The sequence below is a fragment of the Ruegeria sp. BHSC026 genome (assembly GCF_059613065.1).
Window position 1 is genome coordinate 243,531 of sequence record NZ_JBXWRV010000006.1, and the last position, 24,500, is coordinate 268,030.

Below are 24,500 nucleotides of genomic sequence, written 5' to 3' on the forward strand. Positions count from 1 at the left end.
TAAGGCGAGTGTTTCAGGCGTGATTGTCGATATAATATTGAAAAGATAACAAAAATTTTTTTCCTGCCTGGCGTCCGCGCGGGTGCGAAATGTTTGGAAGGGCGGCCCCGGTTAACCGAGCCGAGGCCGCTCCGACATTGATTCGCCTCAGGCGGCAGACCCGCCCACGGTCAGGCCATCCATCAATACTGTGGGTTGGCCCACACCGACCGGAACCCACTGGCCGTCCTTTCCACAGGTCCCCATACCCGGATCCAGCGCCATGTCATTGCCCAGACCCCGGATACGCTTCAGCGCCGACGGGCCGTCGCCGATCAGCGTCGCGCCCTTGACCGGGGCGCCGATCTTGCCGTTCTCGACCCGGTAGGCCTCGGTGCAGCTGAACACGAACTTGCCGTTTGTGATGTCGACCTGGCCGCCGCCGAAACCCACGGCCCAGATGCCGTCCTTGATCTCGGCAACCAGATCCGCCGGGTTGGCATCGCCGCCCAGCATGATCGTATTGGTCATGCGCGGCATTGGCTTGTGCGCATAGCTTTGCCGCCGTCCGTTGCCGGTGGGGGTCACCCCCATCAGGCGCGCATTCTGGCGGTCCTGCATGTAGCCGGTCAGGATCCCGTCCTCGATCAGCACGGTGCGCGAACTGGGCGTGCCCTCATCATCCACGGTGATCGAGCCCCGGCGATCGGGGATGGTCCCGTCATCGACCACGGTCACGCCCTTGGAGGCGATCCGCTGCCCCATCAGCCCGGCGAAGGCCGAACTGCCCTTGCGGTTGAAATCTCCTTCCAAGCCGTGGCCGATCGCCTCGTGCAACAGGATGCCAGGCCAGCCGGGGCCCAGTGCGACTTCCATCACGCCGGCCGGAGCTGGAACGGCGTCAAGGTTGACCAAAGCAATGCGCAAGGCTTCGCGGGCCTTGTCCTGCCAATCGGCCGGATCAAGCAGCCCGTCGAGCCCGACCCGTCCGCCGCCGCCGGCCGAACCGCTCTCGCGGCGGCCGTTCTGCTCGACGATGACCGAGACATTGACCCGCGTCATCGGGCGCACGTCGCGCACCAGGGTCCCGTCAGGGCGCAGGATCTCGACCTCCTGAACCGATGCGGCAATCACCGCGCTTACCTGAACAACGCGCGGATCAAGGTCGCGGGCGAAGCTGTCGATCTGGCGCAGGGTCTCGATCTTGACCGGAAAGCTGGCGGATTCGATCGGGTCCTCGTCGGTGTACAGGTTCTTGTTCGTCGCTCGCGGTGAGTCGGCAAGTGTCCCTCCACCATCCCCGACGGCCAGCCGCGCGGTTTCGGCCGCGCGTTTCAATGCCGGGATGGATACGTCGGTAGAATGGGCATATCCTGCCACTTCACCCTGAACCGCCCGCAGGCCGAACCCCTCGGACGCATCGTACGAGGCCGACCGCAGACGACCGTCATCAAAGACCAGAGATTCGGACTTGCGGCGCTCGACGAACAGTTCGCCGTCCTCGGCGCCATCGGTGGCCGACCGCAGCACGGTCAGCGCCTCGTCTTGCGGCAAAACGGTTTCGAACGGGCGAAACGGGGCGTGAGTCATTGGTTGCGGCCTTTCGGATTTGATCCAGATCAAAAATAGCGTCTGTTTGACGCAAGCATTTTGCTTTATCTAGCCCCCGGAATATGGTTTTTAACGCGGCCAAAGACAACGGGAGAGGTGTGACCGATTCACACCTGTTCGCCAGAGACGCAAAGATCAAACGATCAGGACAGAAAATGAAGAATGCTTTGATGCTTTCGGGGGTGTTCGCAGCCCTCTCCAGCCTTCCCGCCATGGCTCAGGACCTTGAGATCATCGGCAAGCCGGTCGACGGCGGCATGGGTTTCCAGCCCGCGGCCACCAGCCTGGCCGAAGGGATTCAACGCCTTGACGGCATGATTCTGGTGATCATCACCGCGATCTGTCTGCTGGTCGCAGGCCTGCTGGTCTATTGCATCGTGCGCTACAACCAGCGTGCAAACCCGACGCCGGCGCGATTCTCGCACTACACCCCGGTCGAGATCGCCTGGACCCTGGGCCCGATCCTGATTCTGGTGTTCATCGGGGCATTCTCGCTGCCGGTTCTGTTCAAGCAGCAGGAAATCCCCGAGGGCGACGTCGTCATCAAGGTGACCGGCAACCAGTGGTACTGGACCTACGAGTATGTCGATCACGAATTTGCCTTCGACAGCTATCTGCTGGGGCACCCCGCCACCCTGGACGAAAGCGCCCGTCCGGCCGATGCCGAAGTCACGCCGTTCGTTCTTGATGACGCGATGCGCGCCAAGCTGGCCGATGCCGGCTACAGCGAGGATGAGTGGCTGCTGGCCACCGACACCGCCGTCGTGGTGCCCGTCAACAAGGTGGTGGTGATGCAGGTCACCGCGGCCGACGTGATCCACTCGTGGACGATTCCAGCCTTTGGCGTCAAGCAGGACGGTATTCCGGGCCGCTTGGCCGAGCTGTGGTTCAAAGCCGACAAGGAAGGCATCTATTTCGGTCAGTGTTCCGAGCTGTGCGGCAAGGACCACGCTTACATGCCGATCACCGTCAAGGTCGTCAGCGAAGAAGCCTATGAGGAATGGCTGAAATCGGCGCAGGAAGAATATGCCGGCCTGCCCGCGTCGTTCCAGATCGCTGCGAACTGACCGCCTTAGGGCCTGAGGCCCGATCGAAACCAAGGACAGGCTGCGCGGGTTTCGCGCAGCTTTCGCACCACAAGGACCTGTCATGACCGACGCGAGCATCAATGCCAGCACACTTGCCGCACAACCCCGTGCGGACGAGGCCGGCTTTGGCGACTATTTCGCGCTGCTCAAGCCGCGGGTGATGTCGCTTGTCGTGTTCACCGCGTTGGTGGGGCTGCTGGCCGCACCTGTGTCCGTGCACCCCTTCGTCGGGTTCTGCGCGATCCTGTTCATCGCCATCGGCGGCGGCGCCTCGGGTGCGCTGAACATGTGGTGGGATGCGGATATCGACAAGGTAATGAAGCGCACCAAGGGTCGTCCGATCCCGTCGGGCAAGGTCGAACCCGGCGAGGCGATGGCGCTGGGCCTTGCCCTGTCGGGCCTGTCGGTGATCATGCTGGGCTTGGCGACCAACTGGTTCGCGGGCGCGTTTCTGGCCTTTACCATCTTTTTCTATGTCGTGATCTACACGATGTGGCTCAAGCGCCTGACGCCGCAGAACATCGTGATCGGCGGCGCCGCGGGAGCGTTTCCCCCGGTGATCGGCTGGGTTGCCGCCACGGGTTCGATGACGCTCGAACCGTGGCTGATGTTTGCCCTGACCTTCATGTGGACACCGCCGCATTTCTGGGCGTTGGCGTTGTTCATGCGCTCGGATTATGATGACGCAGGCGTGCCCATGCTGACAGTGACGCATGGACGCCGCGTCACACGGACCCATATCCTAGTCTATACCGCATTGCTGGCCCTGCTGGCCGTGGGCACCGCTTTCTCGGGCATCGGTGGCCCGATTTACTTGGCTGTGGCTGTAGTTTTGAACGCGCTGTTCCTGCAGGGGGCTTGGGCCATCTCGCGTCGCACTGAAGACGATGCCGAGGCGGACAATTTCAAGGTCGAGCGCAGCTTTTTCAAGCTGTCGCTGATGTACCTGTTCCTGCATTTCGGCGCGATTCTCGTCGAGGCGTTGCTGAAACCCTACGGGTTGGGAGGCTGGTCATGAGCCTGCGCAAAAGCCATGAGCTGCACCAGCGCCGGTTCGGCCGCAACCTGGGTGTTGGGCTGACGTTGGCGGCGTTCATCGTGATCATCTTCGGCCTGACCATAGTCAAGGTCTCGGGCAGCGATTTCGGTGCGGACATCGAGGAGGTTCAGAACTGATGGCTTTGACCGGACCGCAGAAGACCGTTGCGCAGACCGTTGGTCTGGTTGTTCTGATGGGCAGCCTGGCCTGGGCGGCTGTGCCGTTCTACGACTGGTTCTGCCGGGTCACCGGGTTCGGGGGCACCACCGGAGTGGCTGAGGCCACGCCTGATGAGATCCTCGACCGGGTGGTGACCGTTCGCTTCGACGCGTCCAAGGCCAAAGACATGCCGTGGGAGTTCAAGCCCGTCGAGCGCGAGATGAAGGTGCGTATCGGCGAGACCGGTCTGGCGTTCTACGAGGCGTACAACCCGACGGACAAGCCAGTTGCGGGACAGGCATCGTACAACGTGACGCCTTATTCCGCCGGAGGATACTTCCAGAAAATCGCCTGTTTCTGCTTTGAAGAGCAGGTTCTGGAGCCCGGTGAGCGGGTCGAAATGCCCGTAACTTTCTTCGTCGACCCCGAAATGGTGGAAGACCCCGAAGCTCAGTATGTTCATACGATCACGCTGTCGTATACATTCTACGAAATCGACCTGCCCGAGGGCTATGCCGCCCTTGATGCGCAGGCAGAAACAAACACGAACTAACGCCTGTAGGTGAGGGACGCTGATGGCACACGCAAAAAACCACGATTACCACATTCTGGCCCCGTCGATCTGGCCGCTGATCGGCTCGATCGGTGGCTTCGTCATGCTGTTCGGAGCCGTCTTGTGGATGCACGGAGTGACGTCCTTCGTGTTCTGGGCCGGTCTTGTGGCGGTTCTGTACACGATGTTCGGCTGGTGGTCGGACGTGGTGGCCGAAAGCCGCGCCGGTGACCATACACCGGTCGTGCGCATCGGTCTGCGCTACGGCTTCATCCTGTTCATCATGTCCGAGGTGATGTTCTTCTTTGCCTGGTTCTGGTCGTTCTTCAAGCATCGGATGTACCCGATGTACGAATATGCCGGTACTGAATACGTCCAGCCGGATATCCACGCGGTGGATCCGTTCCACCTGCCGCTGATCAACACGCTGATCCTGCTGCTGTCGGGTTGTGCCGTGACCTGGGCACACCACGCCCTGGTGCACGAAAATGACCGCAAGGCACTGGTCCAGGGCCTGGCAATCGGCATCTTTCTTGGGGTCGTTTTTACGGCTTTGCAGGCCTATGAATATTTTGAACTGCTGGCCCACGAAGGATGGGAATTCGGCGGCGACCAGTTCTATTCGAACTTCTTCATGGCCACCGGCTTCCACGGTGCACATGTGATCATCGGCACCATCTTCCTGACGGTCTGTCTGATCCGTGCGATGCGGGGCGATTTCACTCCGGAAAAACACATCGGCTTCGAGGCGGCTGCCTGGTATTGGCATTTCGTCGACGTCGTCTGGCTGTTCCTGTTCTTCGCGGTTTACATTTGGGGCCAAGCACCGCTGATGTAACGCCCGCGAGGCTGTCGAATTGCAAAAGCCGCCCCTCGGGGCGGCTTTTTCTCGATCAGGGGCGCATGGGATTGCGCCCCGTACAATTGCACGGTTGCATTTCCGTGCGCACAGACCGTAACAAGACGCCGGCTTGACCCCGAGCCGGTATGACACGCAACAAGGGCCAGATATGCGCCGCATCCTGTTTCTGCTGATTTTCGGGCTCGCCGGGCTGGCGGTTCTTGTGTCTCTGGGCACTTGGCAGGTTCAGCGTCTGGCGTGGAAAGAGGGCATTCTGGCCGACATCGAAGCCCGGATCGCCGCCGATCCGGTATCGCTGCCCGAGGCGGTCGATCCCGATGCCGACCGTTATCTGCCCGTCGAGGTTTCGGGCGAGATGCTGCCCGGCGAAATCCATGTACTGGTTTCGGTCAAGCAGGTCGGGCCGGGCTATCGGATCATCGCGCCGTTCCGAACTGGTGATCGCACGATCCTGGTGGACCGGGGCTTTGTCCCCACAACGGCCAAGCAGGCCGAGCGCCGGACCGGACCCATGCAGGTTGTCGGAAATCTGCATTGGCCGGATGAGATCGACAGCTACACCCCCGATCCGGACCCGGCGGGCAACATCTGGTTTGCCCGCGACGTGCCCGCGCTGGCCGATGCGCTTGGGGCCGAACCGATCCTACTGGTTGCCCACAGCCAGACCGATCCCACCATCACGCCGCTGCCGGTGGATACGGCGGGTATTCCCAATGACCATCTGCAATACGCGGTGACATGGTTCGGCTTGGCGCTGGTCTGGGCTGCAATGACCGGATATTTCCTGTGGCGCGGCCGCGCCCCATCAGAAAGTGACGCGCAATGAAATACATCTCGACCCGCGGGCAGGCGCCCGAACTGAGCTTTGAAGAGGCGATGCTGACCGGTCTGGCCCGCGACGGTGGCCTTTACCTGCCTGCGGAAATTCCGGTTCTGAGCCAGGACGAGATCGCCGCGCTGGCCGGGCTGCCCTATGAGGAGATCGCGTTCCGCGTTATGTGGCCGTATGTCAGCGGCTCTTTCGCCGGGGACGAGTTCAAAGAGATCATTGCACGCGCCTATGCCGGGTTCGGTCACGATGCCCGCGCGCCGTTGAAGCAGCTGAACGAGAACCACTTTCTGCTGGAGCTGTTTCACGGGCCCACGCTGGCCTTCAAGGATTTCGCCATGCAGCTGATCGGTCAGCTGTTCCAAGTGGCGCTGAAACGGCGGGGCGAGCGTGTTACCATCGTGGGCGCCACCAGCGGTGATACCGGATCGGCCGCGATCGAGGCGTTTCGGGGGCTGGATGCGGTCGATGTGTTCATCCTGTTCCCGCATGGCCGCGTGTCCGAGGTGCAGCGCCGCCAGATGACCACCCCCGCCGACAGCAACGTGCACGCGCTGGCCGTCGATGGCGATTTCGACGACTGTCAGGCCGCCGTGAAGGACATGTTCAACGATTTCGACTTCCGCGACGGGGTCAAGCTGGCGGGGGTGAACTCAATCAACTTTGCCCGGGTGCTGGCGCAGGTGGTCTATTATTTCTCGGCCGCGACCAGCCTGGGTGCGCCGCACCGCAAGGTCAGCTTCACGGTGCCCACCGGCAATTTCGGCGACATCTTCGCCGGCTATATCGCCAAGCGGATGGGTCTGCCCATCGACCGTCTGGTGGTGGCGACCAACCAGAACGACATCCTGCATCGCTGCCTGTCGGGGCAGGGCTATTTCAAGGGAGACACCATCCCCTCGATCAGCCCGTCAATGGACATTCAGGTCAGCTCGAACTTTGAACGCGCGCTGTACTATGCCTATGGCGAAGACGGGCGGGCCGTGGCGCAGTTGATGGACGAGTTGAAACAGGGCGGCTTCCACGTCAGCCAAGGCGCGATGGAGGCTCTGCGCGAAAGTTTCGACTCGGGTCGTGTGTCCGAAGCGGAAACGCTGGCCACGATCAAATCCACGCTGCAACACAGCGCCGAGTTGGTCTGCCCGCACACTGCCGTGGGCATCAAGGTGGCCGAGGACACCCGCGCCGCCGATGTGCCGATGGTCACGCTGGCCACCGCGCACCCTGCGAAATTCCCCGCCGCGGTTGAGCAGGCCAGCGGTGTGCATCCGCCTCTTCCCTCGCGCATGTCCGATCTGTATGAACGTCCGGAACGGGTGACCCGCATCGCCAACGATCTGGGCGCCATCGAGGATCATATCAAAAGGCACATTGCTGAGTGACTGTCAGACTGGACCAACTAACGAACGGCTTTCGGATCGTCAGCGAACAGATGCCGGGGCTGCAATCGGCCGCCATCGGCATCTGGGTGACCGCCGGCGGGCGGCACGAGCGGATCGAACAGAACGGCATCGCGCATTTCCTCGAGCACATGGCCTTCAAGGGCACCGAGCGGCGCTCGGCCCTGCAGATCGCCGAGGCGATCGAGGATGTGGGCGGCTATATCAACGCCTATACCTCGCGCGAGGTGACGGCCTATTACGCCCGGGTGCTTAAGGATGACGTGGCGCTGGCGATGGACGTGGTCGGCGACATCGTCCTGAACCCCGTCTTCGACCCGCGCGAGATCGAGGTTGAGCGCGGCGTGATCCTGCAGGAGATCGGCCAGGCGCATGACACGCCCGACGACGTGATCTTTGACTGGCTGCAGGAACAGAGCTATCGCGATCAGCCGCTGGGCCGCACCATCCTGGGGCCGACCGAACGGGTCAGCGCCTTTTCGCGCGACGACCTGTCGGCCTTCGTGGCCGAGCACTATGCGCCCGACCAGATGATCCTGTCGGCGGCGGGCGCCGTCGATCATGACCAGCTGATGAAACTGGCCGAAGAGATGTTCGGCCATCTGCAACCCCGCAAGGGGCTGCTGCCTGAGCCCGCCCGGTTCACCGGCGGCGAGGCGCGGCGGGACAAGGTGCTGGAGCAGGCGCATTTCGCGTTGGCGCTGGAAAGCCCGGGCTATCGCGATGACGAGATCTATACCGCGCAGATCTATTCGACCGCGCTGGGCGGCGGCATGTCCTCGCGCCTGTTCCAGGAAGTGCGCGAGACTCGCGGCCTGTGCTATACGATCTTTGCCCAGACCGGCGCCTATGCCGACACGGGAACGACCACGATCTATGCCGGCACCTCGGCCGATCAGGTGGGCGAGCTGGCCACCATCACCATCGACGAGATGAAGCGCGCCGCCGAGGACATGAGCGACGAGGAGGTTGCCCGCGCCCGGGCGCAGATGAAGGCCGGGATGCTTATGGGGCTGGAAAGCCCCTCGAACCGGGCCGAGCGTCTGGCCCGGCTGGTGCAGATCTGGGGCCGTGTTCCACCGCTCGAGGAAACCGTGGCCAAGATCGACGCGGTCAACACCGCAGACGTCCGCGCCTTTGCCGAGAAGATGGCGGTTCAGGCCCCGGCGGCGCTGGCGCTTTATGGGCCGGTCGGTAGTGCGCCGACGCTCGAGCAGTTGCAGGAGAGGCGCGCGGCGTGATGCTGTTGGGCAGACGCAGGCTGAAACTCGAGACCGAGCGGTTGAGCTTGCGCCCGCCCGTGCATTCCGACTTCAACGACTGGGCCGCGCTGCGGCTGGCCTCGCGCGAGTATCTGACCCCGTGGGAGCCGATCTGGGCCAAGGACCATCTGACCCGCAAATCGTTCACCAACCGTGTCTACTGGGCGCAACGCTCGGTGGCCAATGGCACGGCAGTTCCGCTGTTCCTGTTCCGCCGCGCCGACGACGTTCTGGTGGGCGCCATCACGCTGGACAACATCCGCCGGGGGCCGGCGCAGGCCGGAACCCTGGGATATTGGACCGGGCAGGTTTTTGCCCGGCAGGGGTATATGCGCGAGGCCATCGGCGCCGTGGTGCATTACGCCTTTACCCGCCTGGACCTGAGCCGGATCGAGGCCGCCTGCCTGCCGGAAAACGCCGCCTCTCGCGGGCTATTGGAAAGCTCGGGCTTCAAATACGAGGGCGTCGCGCAATCCTATCTGCAGATCAACGGGCGTTGGCGGACGCATGTGCTCTATGCGTCGCTGCGATCGGACCGGCGCGGGCGGACGGACGCGGGCTAGGCCGCCCGTTCGGCGCTGGTGCTGGCGGGACTGTTTGCAAAATCTTGGCCCCGTGACGTGACTCGGGTACCGGATGCGCTAGACTGTCTGGCATGAGGAGTATTTTGACGGGTCTGATCTTGCTGGCAGGGACGGCGGTGGCGCAGGAGCGTCGGCCGAGCCATTGCATCGCCATCGCCCAGAACACCCCCGGAATCCAGTATCTGCACAAGGCGGCGTGGCAGGATCCGGTGCCCGAATTTTCGGTCCGGATTAGCTATGTCGCGCATGCGTCCTTTCTGATCCAGACACCGGGCGGGCTGAATGCGGTGACCGACTATACCGGCTTCATCGGCGGCGCGGATCTGATCCCCGACATCGTGACGATGAACCACGCCCATGACACCCATTGGACCGCCTATCCCGATCCGGCCATACCGCATGTGCTGCCGGGGTGGGGCGAGTTCGGGCAGGGCATCGAACACCATCTCGATCTGGGCGAATTGCTGGTGCGCAACGTTTCGACCGATATTCGGTCCGCGTATGGCGGGGTGGAAGAGCGCGGAAACTCGATCTTCGTGTTCGAGGTCGAAGGCCTGTGCATCGGCCATCTGGGGCATCTGCACCATGTGCCATCCGACGAACAGTTCGCGGCCTTGGGGCGGCTGGACGTGGTCATGGCGGCGGTGGACGGGGGCACGACCATGCCCTTGCCCGAGATGATCTCGGTACTGCAACGGCTGAAAAGCTCGGTCATCATTCCGATGCACTGGTTCTCGGGATATTCGCTGGACCGGTTCCTGGCCGATATCCGATCCGACTTTCCGGTGCGCCGGGACGGGGTTTCGGAAATCGAAGTATCGCTGCGGACCTTGCCGGACCGCCCGACGGTGGTGGTGCTCGAGCCGCGATACTTGATGGAGCTGGAATAAGCCTTGCCGTCCGCCGCAGGCTTGGGCATGCAGAGGGCATGCATTTGAACCCTGCCGACGAAACCTTTGCCGAAACCATCCGCGCCTGCCTGGGTGACGATATTCTGCGCTCGGTCGAGCCGCGTTATCTGGAAGAGCCGCGCAGCCGCTTTGCCGGGCATGCGGGTCTGCTGGCCTTGCCTCGCACGGTTGAGCAGGTCGCAGCCTTGGTGCGGTTGGCGTCCGAGGCCCGCGTGCCGGTGGTGCCATACGGTGGCGGTACTGGCCTTGTGGGCGGGCAGGTCATGGCGGATGGCCCCGCGCCCCTGATCCTGTCGCTCGAGCGGATGCGCGCGATACGGGCCGTTTACCCAACCGAAAACATCCTGATCGCCGAGGCTGGCGCGGTGCTGGCCGACATTCAGGCCGCGGCCGGGACGGCCAACCGGCTGTTTCCGCTGTCGCTGGCGGCGCAGGGGTCCTGCCGGATCGGGGGAAACCTGGCCACCAATGCCGGGGGCGTGAACGTCCTGCGCTATGGCAACGCGCGGGATCTGTGCTTGGGGCTCGAAGCGGTTCTGCCCAACGGGGACATCTGGCACGGGCTGGGGCGGCTGCGCAAGGACAACACCGGCTATGACTTGCGCAACCTGCTGATCGGGTCCGAGGGCACGCTGGGGGTCATCACCGCCGCCTCGCTCAAGCTGTTCCCGCGTCCTGCCGGGCTGGGCACGGCGATCTTTCAGGTGACCAGCCCCGAAGCGGCGATCGACCTGCTGGCCCTGGCCCGGGACCATCTGGGCGAAACCGTCAGCGCGTTCGAAGTGATCCACAGACAGGGGCTGGATTTTCTGGCAGAGGTCTTGCCGGACGTGCGGCAACCCTTTGACACACCGCCGGAATGGTCAGTCCTGATCGAGCTGGGATTGCCGACCGGGCACGAGCCCGAGGCGGCGCTGGAGTCCTTGTTCGTCGCTGCCGAGGCCCGCAGTCTGGTGTCAGACGGCGTCATCGCCCAGAGCGCCGCGCAGCGCGACGCGCTGTGGTCGGTGCGCGAACGTATCCCCGAGGCGAACCGGTTGATCGGTTCGGTGTCCAGCCATGATATCTCGGTTCCGATTTCGCGGATCCCCGACTTCATCCGCCAAGGTGGCAAGGCGATTGCGGCCCTCGGACCGTTCCGGGTGAACTGTTTTGGTCATTTGGGGGACGGCAACCTGCACTACAACGTCTTCCCGCCCAGAGGCCGCGACCGGGGTGAGTTCGATGACCGGCGCGCCGCGATCAAGCGCGCGGTTCATGACCTGGTGCATGAATTTGAAGGATCGGTCAGTGCCGAGCATGGGGTGGGCCGTCTGAAGACCGGCGATCTGGAACGCTATGGTGATCCGGCCAAACTGTCGGCCATGCGCTCTATCAAGGCTGCTTTGGACCCGCTCGGCATAATGAACCCGGGCGCCGTCCTGTCAAATGCGTGAGTGCGGCCCGGTGCGCCGGGCCGCAACTACCAATCCGTTACGATGCGGGCAGGATAACCTTGTCGATGACGTGGATCACGCCATTGCTGGTTTCGATATCTGCCTGAACGACATTTGCGTCATTGACCATGACACCGTTGTCGAGGTCGATTGTGATCTCTCCACCCTGAACGGTGGCGGCGGTCATGTCGTCGGACAGATCACCCGACATCACCTTGCCCGGTACCACGTGGTAGGTGAGGATCGCCACAAGCTGATCCTTGTTCTCGGGCTTCAGCAGCGTTTCCACGGTGCCTTCGGGCAGAGCGGCAAACGCCTCATCGGTGGGCGCGAAAACGGTGAAGGGGCCTTCGCCCTTCAGCGTGTCAACCAACTCGGCCGCCTGTACGGCTGCGACCAGAGTGTTGAAACTGCCGGCGCTTACAGCGGTGTCCACGATGTCTTTGCCGTGGCCGTCGGCCATGGCAGCGGTCGAAAACAGGATACTGGCGACGCCGGCAACAGCGAATTTGCGAAACATGATCTACTTCCCTTGTTGAGGATGTCATCGGCGACATCAGGGGCGATACGGCGACAGGCCGGAAAAAGATCACGCGTCGGCGGCAAAAAACCGACTGGAAAACGAACGACCCTGCGCTAAGCACGCGGTGTTTCCAGCGGCAAGTCACGAAATAGTGACTGTTGTCTGTTCACAGCCCTTCGAATTCGCACAGGACATGGACGTCCATGCCCATCTCCTCCAGCACCTTCCGCCCACCCAGCTCGGGCAGGTCGATGATGAAGGCGCAGCTTACGATTTCACCGCCCAGACGTTCGATCAGCTTGATGCCTGCCGCAGCAGTGCCGCCGGTGGCGAGTAGGTCATCGACCACCAAAACCTTTTCGCCGGGCTGGATCGCGTCATCGTGGATCTCGACGATAGCCTCGCCGTATTCCAGCTTGTATTCCTCGCTGATCGTGGTGCCCGGCAGTTTGCCCTTCTTGCGGATCGGAACGAAGCCGACACTCAGCTGGTGCGCGATCGCGCCCCCCAGGATGAAGCCACGCGCCTCGAGCCCCACAACCTTGTCGATGCGTTCGCCGGCATAGGGGTGCAGCATCTGATCGATGGCCATGCGAAACCCACGCGGATCGGCAAACAGGGTCGTCACGTCGCGGAACATGATCCCTTCGTGGGGGAAATCGACGATGGTCCGAATGTAATCCTTGACCGTTTTGCTTCTGGACATGGGGCGACCCTTCTTGCGTCAGAACACGGCGGTGTTTGGCGCATCGCGGCCAGTCATGCAAGCGGCAGTTGCCGGCCTGCGCGTTTTTGCTGCGGAGGGGGCGGCTCAGGTCGGGCGGCGCAGTACCGCCGTGGCCACGCCCATTCCGATCAGGGTCAGTCCTCCGAAACGGGTCATGCCGGTGATGATGCCGGGGTGGCCGATTACGCGGCGCAGCCGGTCGGCCAGCAGAGCATAGGCCAGGGCGTTCAGCCCGGCCAATCCCACGAAAGTGGCGATCAAAATGGCGAATTGCGAGCCCAACGGCTCGGCCGGGCGCAGGAATTGCGGCACGAAGGCGATGAAGAAAGCGATGGATTTGGGGTTCAGCGCAGTGACAGCGGCCGCATGGCCGAACACGCCGCGCGCGGTGACGGCGCGCTTGGTAGCAACCGCCTGCATACCGTCGGACGGCGCACTGCGCAGCAGCTTGATGCCCAGCCAGACGAGATATGCGGCGCCTACCCATTTCAGCACCGAAAACAGCGTGGCCGACGCTAGCACCAGTGCCCCAAGCCCCAGCAACGACGCGGTCATGGCGATCAGGTCCCCCAGCGCAACCCCTGTGGCCGAGGCCACGGCCACGCTGCGCCCTTTGGACAGCGCATAGCTCAGCACCAACAGAACCGTCGGTCCCGGGATCAGCAGAAGGGCGGTCGAGGCGGCGACGAAGGCCAGCCAAAGTTCAAGATCCATCACGCACCTCAGTCAGATCCGCCGCAGCAAGCCTGAAAAAACACTCGGCCTAAAGGGCCACTCATAACACCCGGCCTGCCACCGCATCCAGCTTGGCCAGCAATAGCGGGTCGCGCTTTTCCGGAGCTGTCAAAATCGCGTGGTCCAGCGCCCGGTCGCAGCCATGCGGGCAGGGCGCGCGGTCTGCTCCCAGCAGGGCGGGCAGGCCTTTGACCAACGCGCGCGCCTTCTCGGCATTACCGGTCAGCGTCGCGATGATCGCGGTCACGTCCACCTCGCCGTGATCGGGGTGCCAGCTGTCATAGTCGGTAACCATCGCTACCGAGGCATAGCAAAGCTCGGCCTCGCGGGCCAGTTTGGCCTCGGGCATGTTGGTCATGCCGATCACGTCGCAGCCCCACTGCTCGCGGTACATCTTCGATTCCGCCAGCGTCGAGAATTGCGGCCCTTCCATCGCCAGGTAGGTGCCGCCACGGTGCACGGTGATACCGGCCGCCCGGGCAGCGGATTCACAGGCATCGCCCAGGCGCGGGCAGGTTGGATGGGCCACGCTGACATGGGCGACGCAGCCGGTGCCGAAAAAGCTTTTCTCGCGGGCGAAGGTGCGGTCGATGAACTGATCGACGACCACGAAATCTCCCGGCGCCATGTGCTCGCGGAAGGACCCGCAGGCCGAAACCGAGATCACGTCGGTCACCCCCAGCCGCTTCAGCGCGTCGATATTGGCGCGATAGGGCACCTCGGTCGGTGAATGCACATGCCCGCGCCCGTGGCGGGGCAGAAAGGCCATCCCTATGCCGTTCAATGTCCCGGTCAGGATCTGGTCGGACGGCGCGCCCCAGGGCGTTTCCACGGTAACCCATTGCGGCGTTTCCAGCCCATCGATGTCATAAATTCCCGATCCGCCGATGACGGCAATCTTTGTCTGGGCCACGTTCGTTCTCCGCTGCGATACCTGCCTGTGGGAATTTCTGCGGGCTTGTCGGGCATTTGGCAAGGCTTGCCGGTGTTTTTGCGCCCCACAGGGGCCACAAGGCGCGCGGCCTTGCAGTTTTTGCATGACAGCCTGCCATCGATGGGCTAGCAGACAGCGCCGAAGGCGGGTATACGACCGCCTTCGCGCGAACATTCTGACCCACAGGACCATTTCATGCCCCGAGCCTTGCTGGCAAGCTTTGCCAATCGCCTCGCTATTCCCGATCTGAGCTGGATGCCGGACGAAAAGCTGACCCCCGCCCGCCTGCGGATCGAGCTTCTGTCGGGCCTGACCGTCGCCCTGGCCTTGGTGCCCGAAGCGGTGGCCTTTGCCTTCGTCGCCGGGGTTCACCCTCTGGTGGGCCTCTACGCGGCGTTCCTGGTGGGGCTGATCACCGCGCTGATCGGGGGCCGTCCGGGTATGATCTCAGGCGCAACCGGTGCGCTGGCGGTCGTCATGGTGGCGCTGGTGGCGCAGCACGGGGTCGAATACCTGTTCGCCACGGTGGTCTTGATGGGCATTCTGCAGATCATCGCGGGGGCCATGCACTGGGGCCGGTTCATCCGACTGGTGCCGCATCCGGTGATGCTGGGCTTTGTCAACGGCCTGGCCATCGTAATCTTTCTGGCGCAACTGGGCCAGTTCAAGGTGCCGGGCACGATGGAAAACACTGGCCACGGCATGAGCGGCGGTGAATGGCTGTCCGGGATGCAACTCTATACGATGCTGGGGCTGGTCGCGCTGACCATGGCGGTGATCTGGGTGATGCCGCGCATCACGCGCATCGTGCCAGCGCCGCTGGCGGGCATCGTCGTGGTTGCCGCGTTGGTGATTGGCATGGGGCTGGATGTCCCGCGCGTCGGTGACCTGGCCTCGATCGAGGGCGGACTGCCGAAATTCCATATCCCCATGGTCCCGCTGAACTGGGAGACCTTCGAAATCATCCTGCCCTACGCCGTGATCCTGGCCGCCATCGGCCTGATCGAATCTCTGCTGACGCTGAACCTGGTGGGCGAGATTACCGGCAAGCGCGGCGGTGCATCGCAGGAATGCATCGCGCAGGGCACCGCCAACGTCGTGACCGGGTTCTTTGGCGGCATGGGCGGCTGTGCGATGATCGGGCAGTCGATGATCAACGTGAAGTCCGGCGGCCGCACGCGCATCGCGGGGATCGCTGCCGCGCTGTTCCTGCTGGTGTTCATTCTTGTCGGTTCGCCTCTGATCGAACAGATCCCGCTGGCCGCGCTGGTTGGCGTGATGTTCATGGTGGTGATCGGCACCTTCGCCTGGAACTCGTTCAACATCCTGCGCAAGGTACCGCTGACCGACGCCTTCGTCATCGTTCTGGTCACCGTCGTCACCGTGATGGAAGACCTCGCCGTGGCCGTCGTGGTCGGTGTGATCGTTTCGGCGCTGGCCTATGCCTGGAACAACGCCAAGCGCATCCACGCGGTCACCCGCGACTCCGAAACCGAGAAAGGCGCCAAGGTCTACGAGATCAAGGGCCCGTTGTTCTTTGGCTCGTCCGAGGGGTTTGTTGAACTATTCGATGTCCAGAACGACCCGGAAACGGTGATCGTGGACTTTGCCGACAGCCGAGTGGTTGACCAATCGGCCCTGCAGGCCATCGAAAACGTCGCCGCGAAATACGAGGCGGCAGGCAAGCGTGTCATGCTGCGCCATCTCAGCCGCGACTGTCACAAGCTGCTCAAGAAAGCGGGTCACCTGATGGTCGATAGCGACGATGACCCGGATTACGGCCTTGCGGTCGACTATTCTGTTCGAACCGGCATTCTGGGCGGCCACTGAGGAAATGCGAGGCTCTGCCTCGCGCTCCGGGATATTTACAGCCAGATGAAGAACGCGCGAGTCCTTCATCTGGCCAAAATTATCCCGGGGGAGTCGCGCACAGCGCGGCGGGGGCAGAGCCCCCCAACCCGGCTCAATCGTCTGGACGATTGAGGGAAAACAATTCCGTAACCACCGAGTAGTCGCGATAGCCAAGCCGCGACAATGGTTGAAAGGTGGTGACGTCGAACTTGCCGTCCTTCAGGCAGTCATCGCGCAGGTGCACGCCGATGACCTCTCCGAAAACCACCCGGTTGGCTTGGCCAGGCAACGTGACGATCTGGGTCAGTTTGCATTCCAGCGCGGCAGGGGCGCCTTCGATGCGGGCGCATGGGATGGTTTCGCATTCCACCGGTGTCAAGCCGGCGTGGGCGAACTCGTCCACCTCTTTCGGAAGGCTGGCTGAGCTTGCGTTCATCGCATCCCGATGGGCCTGGGCCACCACGTTGACGCAAAAGACGCCGGTCGCCTCGATATTGGCGATGCTGTCCTTTCCGCTGTCTTGGTCGTGCTTTGTGCCGGTGGAGGCGAACATTACCTGCGGAGGAGTATAGGCGACCCCGTTGAAGAACGAATAGGGCGCCAGGTTGTTGATTCCGTCCGCGCTGCGGGTCGAGATCCATCCGATCGGGCGCGGCGTGATGATGGCGTTGAACGGGTTGTGCGGCAATCCGTGACCGTCTTCGGGGCGATAGAACATCTGATCTCCAAGCGTTTGCTCAAGGCCTAGCGAAGTGCTAGGGCGATTTCCAGAGTCGAAAAGAGGGCCGCGGTGCAGCAGTTCGGGATCAGGCCGGAAGAGCCGGAGGATTGGTGGGAAGTCGAAGCCCTCTACGACCTGTGCTTTGCGCCGGGGCGCGAGGCGCTGTCGTCCTACCGCCTGCGCGACGATGTTCCGCCAGTGTCAGGGCTGTCGATGGTGGCTCGCGACGGGCAGGGGATTTTGGCCGGGGCCATCCGATTCTGGCCGGTTCATGTTGGCGCACACGATGCGCTTTTGCTGGGGCCCGTGGCCGTCCACCCAACCCACCAGGGCGAAGGGTTGGGTGGTTTTCTGATCCGTGAAGGCATCGAAGCGGGGCGGGCCAAAGGGTGGGAGCGGGTCATGCTGGTCGGTGACGCGCCCTACTATTCACGCTTTGGGTTTGCCCGGCTCGAGGGGGTAGAGATGCCGCCGCCAACCAACCCGGATCGTGTGCTTGGCCTGGATTTGGCGCCCGGCGCCTGGAAGGGAATAGGCGGAGAAGTCACGCGTTGGACACGCTGACCTATTGAAAGCGCACGCACTGATGCCGATCTTTCGGGTGCAGGAGGAGACCGGATGCACGATATTTTGCGAGTGCAGTGCCCTGACCCCGAAGCCGAGCTTGACCGACTTGCGGGATACTATCGCGACGCCGGGGGCGCCGGCGTGAAGTTTCTGAACCGCATGGGCGGATCGGCGGAATCATTGCTCGAGCAATTGCCAGCTCCGGTTCGATCGGGTCTGACGGGGGCTACCGAACAGGCGCTGTGGGTGGCCGTCCGTGCGGCGAACGGATCGCGGCGCGCAGTCCCGGATCAAGAGCCGTGGGTCAACACGATCGTCGCCACCACCATGGGCGCAGTTGGCGGTACGGGCGGCTTGACCACCGCGCTGATCGAACTGCCGGTCACGACGACCATGCTGTTGCGTGCGATCCAGGGGGCTGCCGCCCGCGAGGGGTTCGATCCATCGGCCGAAAACGTCAAGTTCGACTGCGTGCGGGTTCTGTCCGCTGCCGGCCCGCTGTCGCATGACGATGGCGCCGACCTGGGTTTCTTCTCGGTGCGCCTGACATTGACCGGCCCGGCGATACAAAAGCTGATCGCGGCCGTTGCGCCCAGACTGTCGGTGGCGCTTGGTCAGAAATTGGCCGCGCAGACCCTGCCGGTGCTTGGGGCCGTTGCCGGGGGCGGCATCAACTATGTCTATTCCCGTTATTACCAGCAGATCGCCCGGGTTCACTTCGGCCTGCGTCGGTTGGCCGTCGACGCCGACATTCCACATGAAGATCTGGTTCAGCGGCTGGAGCGCCGCATAATTGGGTGACAGATCGCCCCAAATTGGACAATTCCGCCCGAAGTGGTAGTTTGAAACTGACCGACCTGCGGGACAAGCGGGCGGTTTAGCAGGAAAATGAGGCCTGTCGAGAGGATGCTGAACGTGAAAGACGCCGGGATTTCGTCGGACGGCGCATTCGCCTCCGAGCCACTGCCGGTCATTCGGCAAGTGGCGGCCTTGTGCCATCGACAGACGCAGGCAGGGCTTGAAGTTCTGTTGATATCTACGCGCGGGTCCGGCCGCTGGATCATTCCCAAGGGTTGGGCAATAACCGGGCTGAGCGACGCGGAGTCCGCCGCGCGCGAGGCTTGGGAAGAGGCCGGCGCGACCGGCCATTGCGACACCCGGCGTATCGGAAGTTTCGCCCATGCCAAGCACCACAAGCGGCTGGGGCGCGTGATGTGTCTGGTCGACGTCTTCCCTCTGCGGGTCACCGAGGTGGCCGAAATTTTCCCCGAGGCCGGTCAGCGGCGCAGGGCATGGTTCAAGCTGGACGAGGGGGCCGACAGGGTTTCCGGGCGGGACCTGTCCGCATTGCTCCGGGGCTTTTCGCCTGCTGAGGCCCGAGGCTCAGCGAGAAAGGCTTGATATCGCCATGTCTGACGGTATCTATTCAACAACCGACTTTTGGGACGCAAGATGATTCAATACGCCCTGAAATGCAGCAACGGTCACGGGTTCGACAGCTGGTTCCAGTCGGCCGATGCCTATGACAAGCTTGCCAAGGCGGGCATGGTATCCTGCGCGCAATGCGGCTGCACGTCTGTTGAAAAAGCGATCATGACGCCTCGCGTGCAAACAGGGCGCACGGCCGAACCCCAAATCCCGCGATCCGCCCCCGACCCTGGCGCAGCTCCGTCCCGTGTCGAAATCGAACGCGTTCTGAAAGAGCTGCGCACCAAGGTCGAGGCCAACTCCGACTACGTCGGGCGGGATTTCGCGCGCGAGGCCCGCAAGATTCATCTGGGCGAAGCACCCGAGCGTCCCATATATGGCGAGGCCAGGTTGGAGGAGGCGAAGGCGCTGATCGAAGATGGTGTGCCGGTGGCGCCTCTGCCTTTCGTGCCCAGCCGAAAGACGAACTGAGCGATGCATGTTCTGATCACCGGCGCCAATCGGGGGATCGGACGGGCTCTGGCCGATCTCTACCAAGGGCAGGGCCACCAGGTCACCGGCACCGCCCGCGATGGCAGTGCCAAGGTCAAACTGGACGTGACCAATCCGGCCGATCATGCGGCTATGGCGCGCGCGCTGCACGGGCAACCGGTTGACCTGCTGGTGTGCAACGCGGGCGTCTATCTGGACAAGGGCCAGACGATCGAGGGCTATCCGGCCGAGATGTGGGCCCAGACCTTCGCCGCCAATGTGACCGGCGTGTTTCTGACTATTCAGGCCCTGCTGCCCAATCTGCGGGCCGCCCGCGGCAAGATCGCGATCATCTCGTCGCAGATGGCCTCGCACACACGGGCGCCAGGAGGGAGTTATATCTATCGTGCTTCAAAGGCTGCCGCGCTGAATCTCGGGCGCAACCTGGCGGTCGATCTGAAGCGGGACGGCATCGCCGTCGGTATCTATCACCCCGGATGGGTGCGGACGGACATGGGCGGTCAGGCCGCCGACATCACCGTCTCACAGGCCGTTGCCGGGCTGGCCGAGCGTTTCGAGGCGCTAAGCCTGGATACCACCGGGTGTTTCGAAACGTGGGACGGGCAGGCGCATCCTTACTGAGCTGCCAGCGCTGCTTTGGGAATCTCGTAGACTTCACCGGGATCGATGAAGATCACCAGAATATCGCCGCGGGTTTCCGACGTGATCTGTGCGGTTGCGCTGCTGGAATCCGGCTTTCCATCGGTGAAATAGATGCGGCGCACCTCGCCAGTGGGCAGTTGTACCGCCAGCGTGGCGGTTCCGTCCTCTTTACGGCGCAACTCGGCCGGGCAGCTTTGCAGGGGTTGGCCGGACAGGGCAGTGCAAGGCACGGTTCCCAAGGCGTTTTGACCATCCGTGCCGGACAGGGTGGCCACCTGGGCCACCGCAGGTGTGGACATCAGGGCAAGGGCGGAAGCGAAACGCAGCATGAAAAACCTCATGGTGTAAACGGCTGATCCCACGCTGGCATTGCCGGCACCGGTTGTAAAGCGGCCGCGCGCCGCAGGGCGCGCCCCTTTGCACTCTTGCCCTATCGGGTCCCCTCGCATAAGACGCACGGGACCGGAAATCCAAGGCGCGGAGACATTTGCCCCCATGCCCGTACTCGTGATGAAATTCGGCGGCACATCCGTCGCCAACCTCGACCGCATCCGCCGCGCAGCCAAGCGCATCGGCGTCGAAGTGGCCAAGGGCTATGACGTCATCGTCATCGTGTCGGCCATGTCGGGCAAGACCAACGAACTGGTAGGCTGGGTTGACGAGATCTCGCCGCTGTATGACGCGCGCGAATATGATGCCGTAGTTTCCTCGGGCGAGAATGTCACCGCCGGTCTGATGGCACTGACCTTGCAGGAAATGGACATCCCCGCCCGCAGTTGGCAGGGCTGGCAGGTGCCGCTGCTGACCGATGGCGCCCATTCGGCGGCGCGGATCCTGGACATTCCAACCGACAACATCAACCAGAAGTTCGGCGAGGGCATGAAGGTCGCCGTGGTGGCGGGTTTTCAAGGCCTCAGCCCCGAGGGGCGGATCACCACGTTGGGTCGGGGTGGCTCGGACACCACCGCAGTGGCTTTTGCCGCGGCCTTCGACGCCGAACGCTGCGACATCTACACGGATGTGGATGGCGTCTATACCACCGATCCGCGCATCTGCGAGAAGGCGCGCAAGCTGGACAAGATCTCGTTCGAGGAAATGCTCGAACTGGCCTCGTTGGGGGCCAAGGTGCTGCAGACCCGCTCGGTCGAGCTGGCGATGAGGTACAAGGTGAAACTGCGTGTTCTCTCGAGCTTCGAGGAACAGTCCGACGAGGCCGGAACCCTGGTCGTCGACGAGGAGGAAATCATGGAATCCAATGTAGTCTCGGGTGTGGCCTATTCGCGGGACGAGGCCAAGATGACCGTCGTGTCGGTCGCCGACCGCCCCGGCATCGCCGCGATCATCTTCAACGCGCTCAGCGATGAGGGGATCAATGTCGACATGATCGTGCAGAACATCTCGGACGAGGGGCGCACGGACATGACCTTCTCCTGCCCAACCAACCAGGTGGCGCGCGCCGAAAAGGCGCTGCTGGCGGTCAAGGAGCGTGGTGATCTGAACTATGCCGAACTGGTCGCCGATACCGATGTGGCCAAGGTTTCGGTTGTGGGAATCGGCATGCGCTCGCAATCGGGCGTGGCGGCCAAGATGTTCAAGGTACTCTCGGATGAGGGGATCAACATCAAGGTCATTACAACCTCCGAGATCAAGATTTCCGTGCTGATCGACCGGAAATACATGGAACTTGCCGTTCAGGCGCTGCATGATGCCTTTGAACTGGACAAGGCGGCCTGAGCGTTTCGGCCAAGGTCCCGCCTGACACCGCAGGATAGACCGGGCGATGGCAGACGGAATGGAAACGGAATCCCGCAAGCTGCTGGGGCGGCTGCGCGAGGAGATGGCAAGCGAGGCGGCCGGTCAGGAGCGTCTTGACCGGATCACGCACCTGATCGCGGACAGCATGCGGTGCGAGGTGTGCTCGATCTACCTGTTCCGCGACGACGAAACCCTTGAACTCTGCGCGACCGAAGGGCTTGCCCCTGAAGCTGTGCACCAGACCCGCATGCGACTGGGCGAGGGCCTGGTGGGGCGCGTGGCCAAGTTCGGCAAGGTGATCAATACAGCCGATGCGCCTTCGGAAAAGGGTTTCCGCTACATGCCGGAAACAGGCGAGGAGCGGTATTCGTCGTTCCTGGGCGTGCCGATCCAGCGGCTGGGCCAGAAGCTGGGCGTTCTGGTCGTGCAGTCGCGCGACGCGCGCGAGTTTTCCGCCGACGAGGTCTATGCGCTGGAAGTGGTCGCGATGGTGCTGGCCGAGATGGCCGAGCTGGGCGCCTTCGTGGGCGAAGGGGCGGCCTTGTCGCCGTTGCACCAGCAATCGCGGCTGTTGCGGGGTGGGCCCGCGCAGGAAGGGTCGGCCGAAGGTCATGTTTGGCTGCACGAACCGCGCGTCGTGGTCACCAACCCCATCGCCGATGATCCGCACCGCGAGCTTGAGCGCCTGAACGCGGCGGTCGAAGAACTGCGCGTGGGCGTCGACAAGATGCTGGAAATCTCGCGGGGCGGCGATACCGAACAGCTGCAGGTCCTAGAAGCCTATCGGATGTTCGCCAATTCCAAGGGCTGGATGCGGCGGATGGAGGAGGATATCGCCCGCGGCCTCAGCGCCGAGGCGGCCGTTGAAAAGGAGCAGTCGCAGGCCCGCGCCCGGATGAACCAGGTCACCGACCCTTATCTGCGCGAACGGCTGGCCGATCTGGACGATCTGTCGAACCGCCTGCTGCGCATTCTGACGGGGCAGGGCCGCGACAACGGCAAGGAGATGCCGCCCGATCCGATCCTCGTGGCGCGCAATATAGGCCCCGGCGATCTGCTTGAATATGGTCGGTCGCTGAGGGGCATCGTGCTCGAGGAAGGCTCGGTCGGCAGTCATGCCACCATCGTCGCCCGCGCCTTGGCCATCCCGCTGGTTGTGCATGTGGGCCGGATCACGACTGAGGCTTTGAACGGCGACCACATTTTGGTCGATGGCGACGAGGGGGTGGTGCATCTGCGCCCCGAGGATACTGTGGTCAGCGCCTTCCGCGACAAGATGGCCATGCAGGCCGAAGCGCAGAAACGCTATGCCTCGATCCGTGAAACCCCGACCGTGACCAAGGATGGCGAGCGGATAAACCTGGTGATGAATGCCGGCCTGATGGCCGACCTGCCGTCGCTCAAAACGTCTGGGGCCGAGGGCGTTGGCCTGTTCCGCACCGAATTGCAGTTCCTGATCCGCAACCAGATGCCGAAGCGGTCCGAACTGGTGGCGCAGTACAAACGCGTTCTCGATTCGGCCGATGGCAAGCGCGTGGTATTCCGAACGCTGGATATCGGGTCGGACAAGGTGCTGCCCTACATGAAGCATGTCGCCGAGCCCAACCCGGCGCTGGGCTGGCGCGCCATACGCGTGGGCCTGGACAAGCGCGGGGTCATGCGCATGCAGCTGCAGGCGCTGATCCGCGCCGCGGAGGGGCGACCGTTGACGGTGATGTTCCCCTTCGTGGCGCAAGCCGATGAATACCGCGAGGCCCGGTGGGAGGTGAACAAGACCATCGAGCGCGAAAAGCGCCTGGGCCATGTTCTGCCTGAAACGCTTGAAATCGGGGCGATGTTGGAAACACCGTCATTGGCCTTTGCCCCCCAGAAATTCTTTGACGAGGTCGATTTCATCTCGATCGGTGGCAACGACCTGAAACAGTTCTTCTTCGCCGCCGACCGCGAGAACGAGCTGGTGCGACGCCGCTATGACACCCTGAATGTCAGCTTCCTCAGCTTGATCGAGCGCATCGTCGAACGGTGCGGAATTTCCGACACGCCGCTGAGTTTCTGCGGCGAGGATGCCGGCCGCCCGATCGAGGCGCTGTGCCTGGCGGCGATGGGCATCCGCACCCTGTCGATGCGCCCGGCCTCGATCGGCCCGGTCAAGAGCCTGCTGCTGCGGTCCAACCTGCAGGAGGTCCGCAAGATCATCGCCGACGCCCGCCATCGCGGCGAACAATCGGTGCGCCCGGCGATCATGGAGTATCTGCGCGCCAACGGCTGAAGGCATGATGGCCGCGAAAAAGGGCCCGTTAGCGAATTCCGGGCTTGCTTTTTGGGCTTGGTCTTTCTATCCAAGCCACAAATGTTAGCGGTAACAGGGTGTCTGGCTGCAGACTGCGCCGGATTGTCCGAAAAAGGGAGCCA

Annotated in this window: 26 protein-coding genes; 19 read left to right on the forward strand and 7 right to left on the reverse strand. The window is 63.0% G+C overall.

Annotated features, from left to right (window positions below; all coding sequences use genetic code 11):
• Window positions 1-147 precede the first annotated feature (147 nt).
• Window positions 148-1,569, reverse strand: a complete 1,422-nt coding sequence (gene tldD, locus AC2FME_RS10470; RefSeq protein ID WP_496800388.1) for a metalloprotease TldD — start codon at window positions 1,567-1,569, stop codon at window positions 148-150.
• A 176-nt stretch (window positions 1,570-1,745) separates the two neighbouring features.
• Between tldD and coxB the strand changes: the two genes are divergently transcribed.
• The 11 genes from coxB to AC2FME_RS10525 all read left to right on the forward strand — a co-directional run bounded on the left by coxB (window position 1,746) and on the right by AC2FME_RS10525 (window position 11,713).
• A complete protein-coding gene (gene coxB / locus AC2FME_RS10475) occupies window positions 1,746-2,657 on the forward strand; it encodes a cytochrome c oxidase subunit II (protein WP_496681428.1) in 912 nt (303 codons plus the stop codon).
• A gap of 82 nt (window positions 2,658-2,739) precedes the next feature.
• A complete protein-coding gene (cyoE, locus tag AC2FME_RS10480) occupies window positions 2,740-3,696 on the forward strand; it encodes a heme o synthase (RefSeq protein ID WP_496800389.1) in 957 nt (318 codons plus the stop codon).
• On the forward strand, window positions 3,693-3,854 hold the full coding sequence (locus AC2FME_RS10485; protein WP_496713077.1) for a cytochrome c oxidase system small membrane protein: 162 nt from the start codon (window positions 3,693-3,695) through the stop codon (window positions 3,852-3,854). Before cyoE ends, AC2FME_RS10485 begins: the two co-directional genes overlap by 4 nt.
• On the forward strand, window positions 3,854-4,429 hold the full coding sequence (locus AC2FME_RS10490) for a cytochrome c oxidase assembly protein (RefSeq protein ID WP_496713075.1): 576 nt from the start codon (window positions 3,854-3,856) through the stop codon (window positions 4,427-4,429). The genes AC2FME_RS10485 and AC2FME_RS10490 overlap by 1 nt, the downstream gene beginning before the upstream one ends.
• Window positions 4,430-4,451: 22 nt before the next feature.
• Window positions 4,452-5,267: a cytochrome c oxidase subunit 3 gene (locus AC2FME_RS10495; protein WP_496681436.1), complete on the forward strand. Its 816-nt coding sequence runs from the start codon at window positions 4,452-4,454 to the stop codon at window positions 5,265-5,267.
• A gap of 172 nt (window positions 5,268-5,439) precedes the next feature.
• On the forward strand, window positions 5,440-6,117 hold the full coding sequence (locus tag AC2FME_RS10500) for an SURF1 family protein (protein ID WP_496800390.1): 678 nt from the start codon (window positions 5,440-5,442) through the stop codon (window positions 6,115-6,117).
• On the forward strand, window positions 6,114-7,502 hold the full coding sequence (thrC, locus tag AC2FME_RS10505) for a threonine synthase (RefSeq protein WP_496800391.1): 1,389 nt from the start codon (window positions 6,114-6,116) through the stop codon (window positions 7,500-7,502). The genes AC2FME_RS10500 and thrC overlap by 4 nt, the downstream gene beginning before the upstream one ends.
• Window positions 7,499-8,761, forward strand: a complete 1,263-nt coding sequence (locus AC2FME_RS10510; protein WP_496800392.1) for a M16 family metallopeptidase — start codon at window positions 7,499-7,501, stop codon at window positions 8,759-8,761. Before thrC ends, AC2FME_RS10510 begins: the two co-directional genes overlap by 4 nt.
• Window positions 8,761-9,345 carry a GNAT family N-acetyltransferase gene (locus AC2FME_RS10515; RefSeq protein ID WP_496681444.1) on the forward strand — a complete coding sequence of 195 codons (585 nt, stop codon included), beginning with the start codon at window positions 8,761-8,763 and terminating at the stop codon, window positions 9,343-9,345. The genes AC2FME_RS10510 and AC2FME_RS10515 overlap by 1 nt, the downstream gene beginning before the upstream one ends.
• A gap of 92 nt (window positions 9,346-9,437) precedes the next feature.
• Complete coding sequence (locus AC2FME_RS10520) at window positions 9,438-10,256, forward strand: MBL fold metallo-hydrolase (protein WP_496800393.1); 819 nt, start codon at window positions 9,438-9,440, stop codon at window positions 10,254-10,256.
• Window positions 10,257-10,294: 38 nt separating this feature from the next.
• On the forward strand, window positions 10,295-11,713 hold the full coding sequence (locus tag AC2FME_RS10525; RefSeq protein ID WP_496800394.1) for an FAD-binding oxidoreductase: 1,419 nt from the start codon (window positions 10,295-10,297) through the stop codon (window positions 11,711-11,713).
• Window positions 11,714-11,750: 37 nt separating this feature from the next.
• Here AC2FME_RS10525 and AC2FME_RS10530 read toward each other — a convergent pair whose 3' ends face one another.
• From AC2FME_RS10530 to AC2FME_RS10545, 4 genes are all read right to left on the reverse strand, one after another.
• Window positions 11,751-12,233 (reverse strand): fasciclin domain-containing protein, encoded by a 483-nt coding sequence (locus AC2FME_RS10530; RefSeq protein WP_005977763.1) that lies wholly within the window; start codon window positions 12,231-12,233, stop codon window positions 11,751-11,753.
• Between the two features lie 169 nt (window positions 12,234-12,402).
• Entirely contained in the window at window positions 12,403-12,942 is a 540-nt protein-coding gene (locus tag AC2FME_RS10535; protein WP_170337941.1) for an adenine phosphoribosyltransferase, read from the reverse strand.
• 105 nt (window positions 12,943-13,047) lie between these two features.
• The gene (locus AC2FME_RS10540; RefSeq protein ID WP_496800395.1) at window positions 13,048-13,677 is read right to left on the reverse strand and encodes a LysE family translocator; all 630 of its coding nucleotides are present in this window, start codon (window positions 13,675-13,677) and stop codon (window positions 13,048-13,050) included.
• Window positions 13,678-13,738: 61 nt separating this feature from the next.
• Window positions 13,739-14,611 carry an S-methyl-5'-thioadenosine phosphorylase gene (locus tag AC2FME_RS10545; protein ID WP_496800396.1) on the reverse strand — a complete coding sequence of 291 codons (873 nt, stop codon included), beginning with the start codon at window positions 14,609-14,611 and terminating at the stop codon, window positions 13,739-13,741.
• A gap of 216 nt (window positions 14,612-14,827) precedes the next feature.
• Here AC2FME_RS10545 and AC2FME_RS10550 point away from each other — a divergent pair, with 216 nt between their 5' ends.
• Entirely contained in the window at window positions 14,828-16,462 is a 1,635-nt protein-coding gene (locus AC2FME_RS10550; protein ID WP_496688438.1) for a SulP family inorganic anion transporter, read from the forward strand.
• Between the two features lie 133 nt (window positions 16,463-16,595).
• On the opposite strand, the gene AC2FME_RS10555 is transcribed toward AC2FME_RS10550, so the two are convergent.
• On the reverse strand, window positions 16,596-17,201 hold the full coding sequence (locus AC2FME_RS10555) for a flavin reductase family protein (protein WP_496800397.1): 606 nt from the start codon (window positions 17,199-17,201) through the stop codon (window positions 16,596-16,598).
• Window positions 17,202-17,273: 72 nt separating this feature from the next.
• Between AC2FME_RS10555 and AC2FME_RS10560 the strand changes: the two genes are divergently transcribed.
• The 5 genes from AC2FME_RS10560 to AC2FME_RS10580 all read left to right on the forward strand — a co-directional run bounded on the left by AC2FME_RS10560 (window position 17,274) and on the right by AC2FME_RS10580 (window position 20,312).
• Window positions 17,274-17,768, forward strand: a complete 495-nt coding sequence (locus AC2FME_RS10560; RefSeq protein WP_496688441.1) for a GNAT family N-acetyltransferase — start codon at window positions 17,274-17,276, stop codon at window positions 17,766-17,768.
• Window positions 17,769-17,822: 54 nt separating this feature from the next.
• Window positions 17,823-18,572, forward strand: a complete 750-nt coding sequence (locus tag AC2FME_RS10565) for an EcsC family protein (protein ID WP_496800398.1) — start codon at window positions 17,823-17,825, stop codon at window positions 18,570-18,572.
• Window positions 18,573-18,686: 114 nt separating this feature from the next.
• Window positions 18,687-19,172 (forward strand): NUDIX hydrolase, encoded by a 486-nt coding sequence (locus AC2FME_RS10570; protein ID WP_496713058.1) that lies wholly within the window; start codon window positions 18,687-18,689, stop codon window positions 19,170-19,172.
• A 51-nt stretch (window positions 19,173-19,223) separates the two neighbouring features.
• Entirely contained in the window at window positions 19,224-19,670 is a 447-nt protein-coding gene (locus AC2FME_RS10575) for a DUF1178 family protein (RefSeq protein WP_496800399.1), read from the forward strand.
• Window positions 19,671-19,673: 3 nt separating this feature from the next.
• Window positions 19,674-20,312, forward strand: coding sequence for an SDR family oxidoreductase (locus tag AC2FME_RS10580; protein WP_496800400.1), 639 nt, complete (start codon window positions 19,674-19,676; stop codon window positions 20,310-20,312).
• Here the strand turns inward: AC2FME_RS10580 and AC2FME_RS10585 are convergent.
• Window positions 20,306-20,662 carry a hypothetical protein gene (locus AC2FME_RS10585; protein ID WP_496800401.1) on the reverse strand — a complete coding sequence of 119 codons (357 nt, stop codon included), beginning with the start codon at window positions 20,660-20,662 and terminating at the stop codon, window positions 20,306-20,308. The genes AC2FME_RS10580 and AC2FME_RS10585 overlap by 7 nt on opposite strands.
• A 166-nt stretch (window positions 20,663-20,828) precedes the next feature.
• On the opposite strand from AC2FME_RS10585, the gene AC2FME_RS10590 reads away from it, so the two are divergent.
• Together AC2FME_RS10590 and ptsP are read left to right on the forward strand one after the other, a co-directional pair.
• Entirely contained in the window at window positions 20,829-22,067 is a 1,239-nt protein-coding gene (locus AC2FME_RS10590; RefSeq protein WP_149775707.1) for an aspartate kinase, read from the forward strand.
• Between the two features lie 46 nt (window positions 22,068-22,113).
• Window positions 22,114-24,357: a phosphoenolpyruvate--protein phosphotransferase gene (ptsP, locus tag AC2FME_RS10595; protein ID WP_496683355.1), complete on the forward strand. Its 2,244-nt coding sequence runs from the start codon at window positions 22,114-22,116 to the stop codon at window positions 24,355-24,357.
• Window positions 24,358-24,500 lie beyond the last annotated feature (143 nt).

Coding starts and splice junctions, on each gene's coding strand:
- AC2FME_RS10520 (WP_496800393.1), top strand. CDS start 9,438: ATGAGGAGTATTTTGACGGGTCTGATCTTGCTGGCAGGGACGGCGGTG.
- AC2FME_RS10485 (WP_496713077.1), top strand. CDS start 3,693: ATGAGCCTGCGCAAAAGCCATGAGCTGCACCAGCGCCGGTTCGGCCGC.
- AC2FME_RS10585 (WP_496800401.1), bottom strand. CDS start 20,662: ATGCTGCGTTTCGCTTCCGCCCTTGCCCTGATGTCCACACCTGCGGTG.
- AC2FME_RS10500 (WP_496800390.1), top strand. CDS start 5,440: ATGCGCCGCATCCTGTTTCTGCTGATTTTCGGGCTCGCCGGGCTGGCG.
- AC2FME_RS10530 (WP_005977763.1), bottom strand. CDS start 12,233: ATGTTTCGCAAATTCGCTGTTGCCGGCGTCGCCAGTATCCTGTTTTCG.
- AC2FME_RS10575 (WP_496800399.1), top strand. CDS start 19,224: ATGATTCAATACGCCCTGAAATGCAGCAACGGTCACGGGTTCGACAGC.
- AC2FME_RS10550 (WP_496688438.1), top strand. CDS start 14,828: ATGCCCCGAGCCTTGCTGGCAAGCTTTGCCAATCGCCTCGCTATTCCC.
- AC2FME_RS10495 (WP_496681436.1), top strand. CDS start 4,452: ATGGCACACGCAAAAAACCACGATTACCACATTCTGGCCCCGTCGATC.
- coxB (WP_496681428.1), top strand. CDS start 1,746: ATGAAGAATGCTTTGATGCTTTCGGGGGTGTTCGCAGCCCTCTCCAGC.
- ptsP (WP_496683355.1), top strand. CDS start 22,114: ATGGCAGACGGAATGGAAACGGAATCCCGCAAGCTGCTGGGGCGGCTG.
- cyoE (WP_496800389.1), top strand. CDS start 2,740: ATGACCGACGCGAGCATCAATGCCAGCACACTTGCCGCACAACCCCGT.
- AC2FME_RS10565 (WP_496800398.1), top strand. CDS start 17,823: ATGCACGATATTTTGCGAGTGCAGTGCCCTGACCCCGAAGCCGAGCTT.
- AC2FME_RS10490 (WP_496713075.1), top strand. CDS start 3,854: ATGGCTTTGACCGGACCGCAGAAGACCGTTGCGCAGACCGTTGGTCTG.
- AC2FME_RS10540 (WP_496800395.1), bottom strand. CDS start 13,677: ATGGATCTTGAACTTTGGCTGGCCTTCGTCGCCGCCTCGACCGCCCTT.
- AC2FME_RS10555 (WP_496800397.1), bottom strand. CDS start 17,201: ATGTTCTATCGCCCCGAAGACGGTCACGGATTGCCGCACAACCCGTTC.
- AC2FME_RS10535 (WP_170337941.1), bottom strand. CDS start 12,942: ATGTCCAGAAGCAAAACGGTCAAGGATTACATTCGGACCATCGTCGAT.
- AC2FME_RS10515 (WP_496681444.1), top strand. CDS start 8,761: ATGCTGTTGGGCAGACGCAGGCTGAAACTCGAGACCGAGCGGTTGAGC.
- thrC (WP_496800391.1), top strand. CDS start 6,114: ATGAAATACATCTCGACCCGCGGGCAGGCGCCCGAACTGAGCTTTGAA.
- tldD (WP_496800388.1), bottom strand. CDS start 1,569: ATGACTCACGCCCCGTTTCGCCCGTTCGAAACCGTTTTGCCGCAAGAC.
- AC2FME_RS10525 (WP_496800394.1), top strand. CDS start 10,295: ATGCATTTGAACCCTGCCGACGAAACCTTTGCCGAAACCATCCGCGCC.
- AC2FME_RS10580 (WP_496800400.1), top strand. CDS start 19,674: ATGCATGTTCTGATCACCGGCGCCAATCGGGGGATCGGACGGGCTCTG.
- AC2FME_RS10590 (WP_149775707.1), top strand. CDS start 20,829: ATGCCCGTACTCGTGATGAAATTCGGCGGCACATCCGTCGCCAACCTC.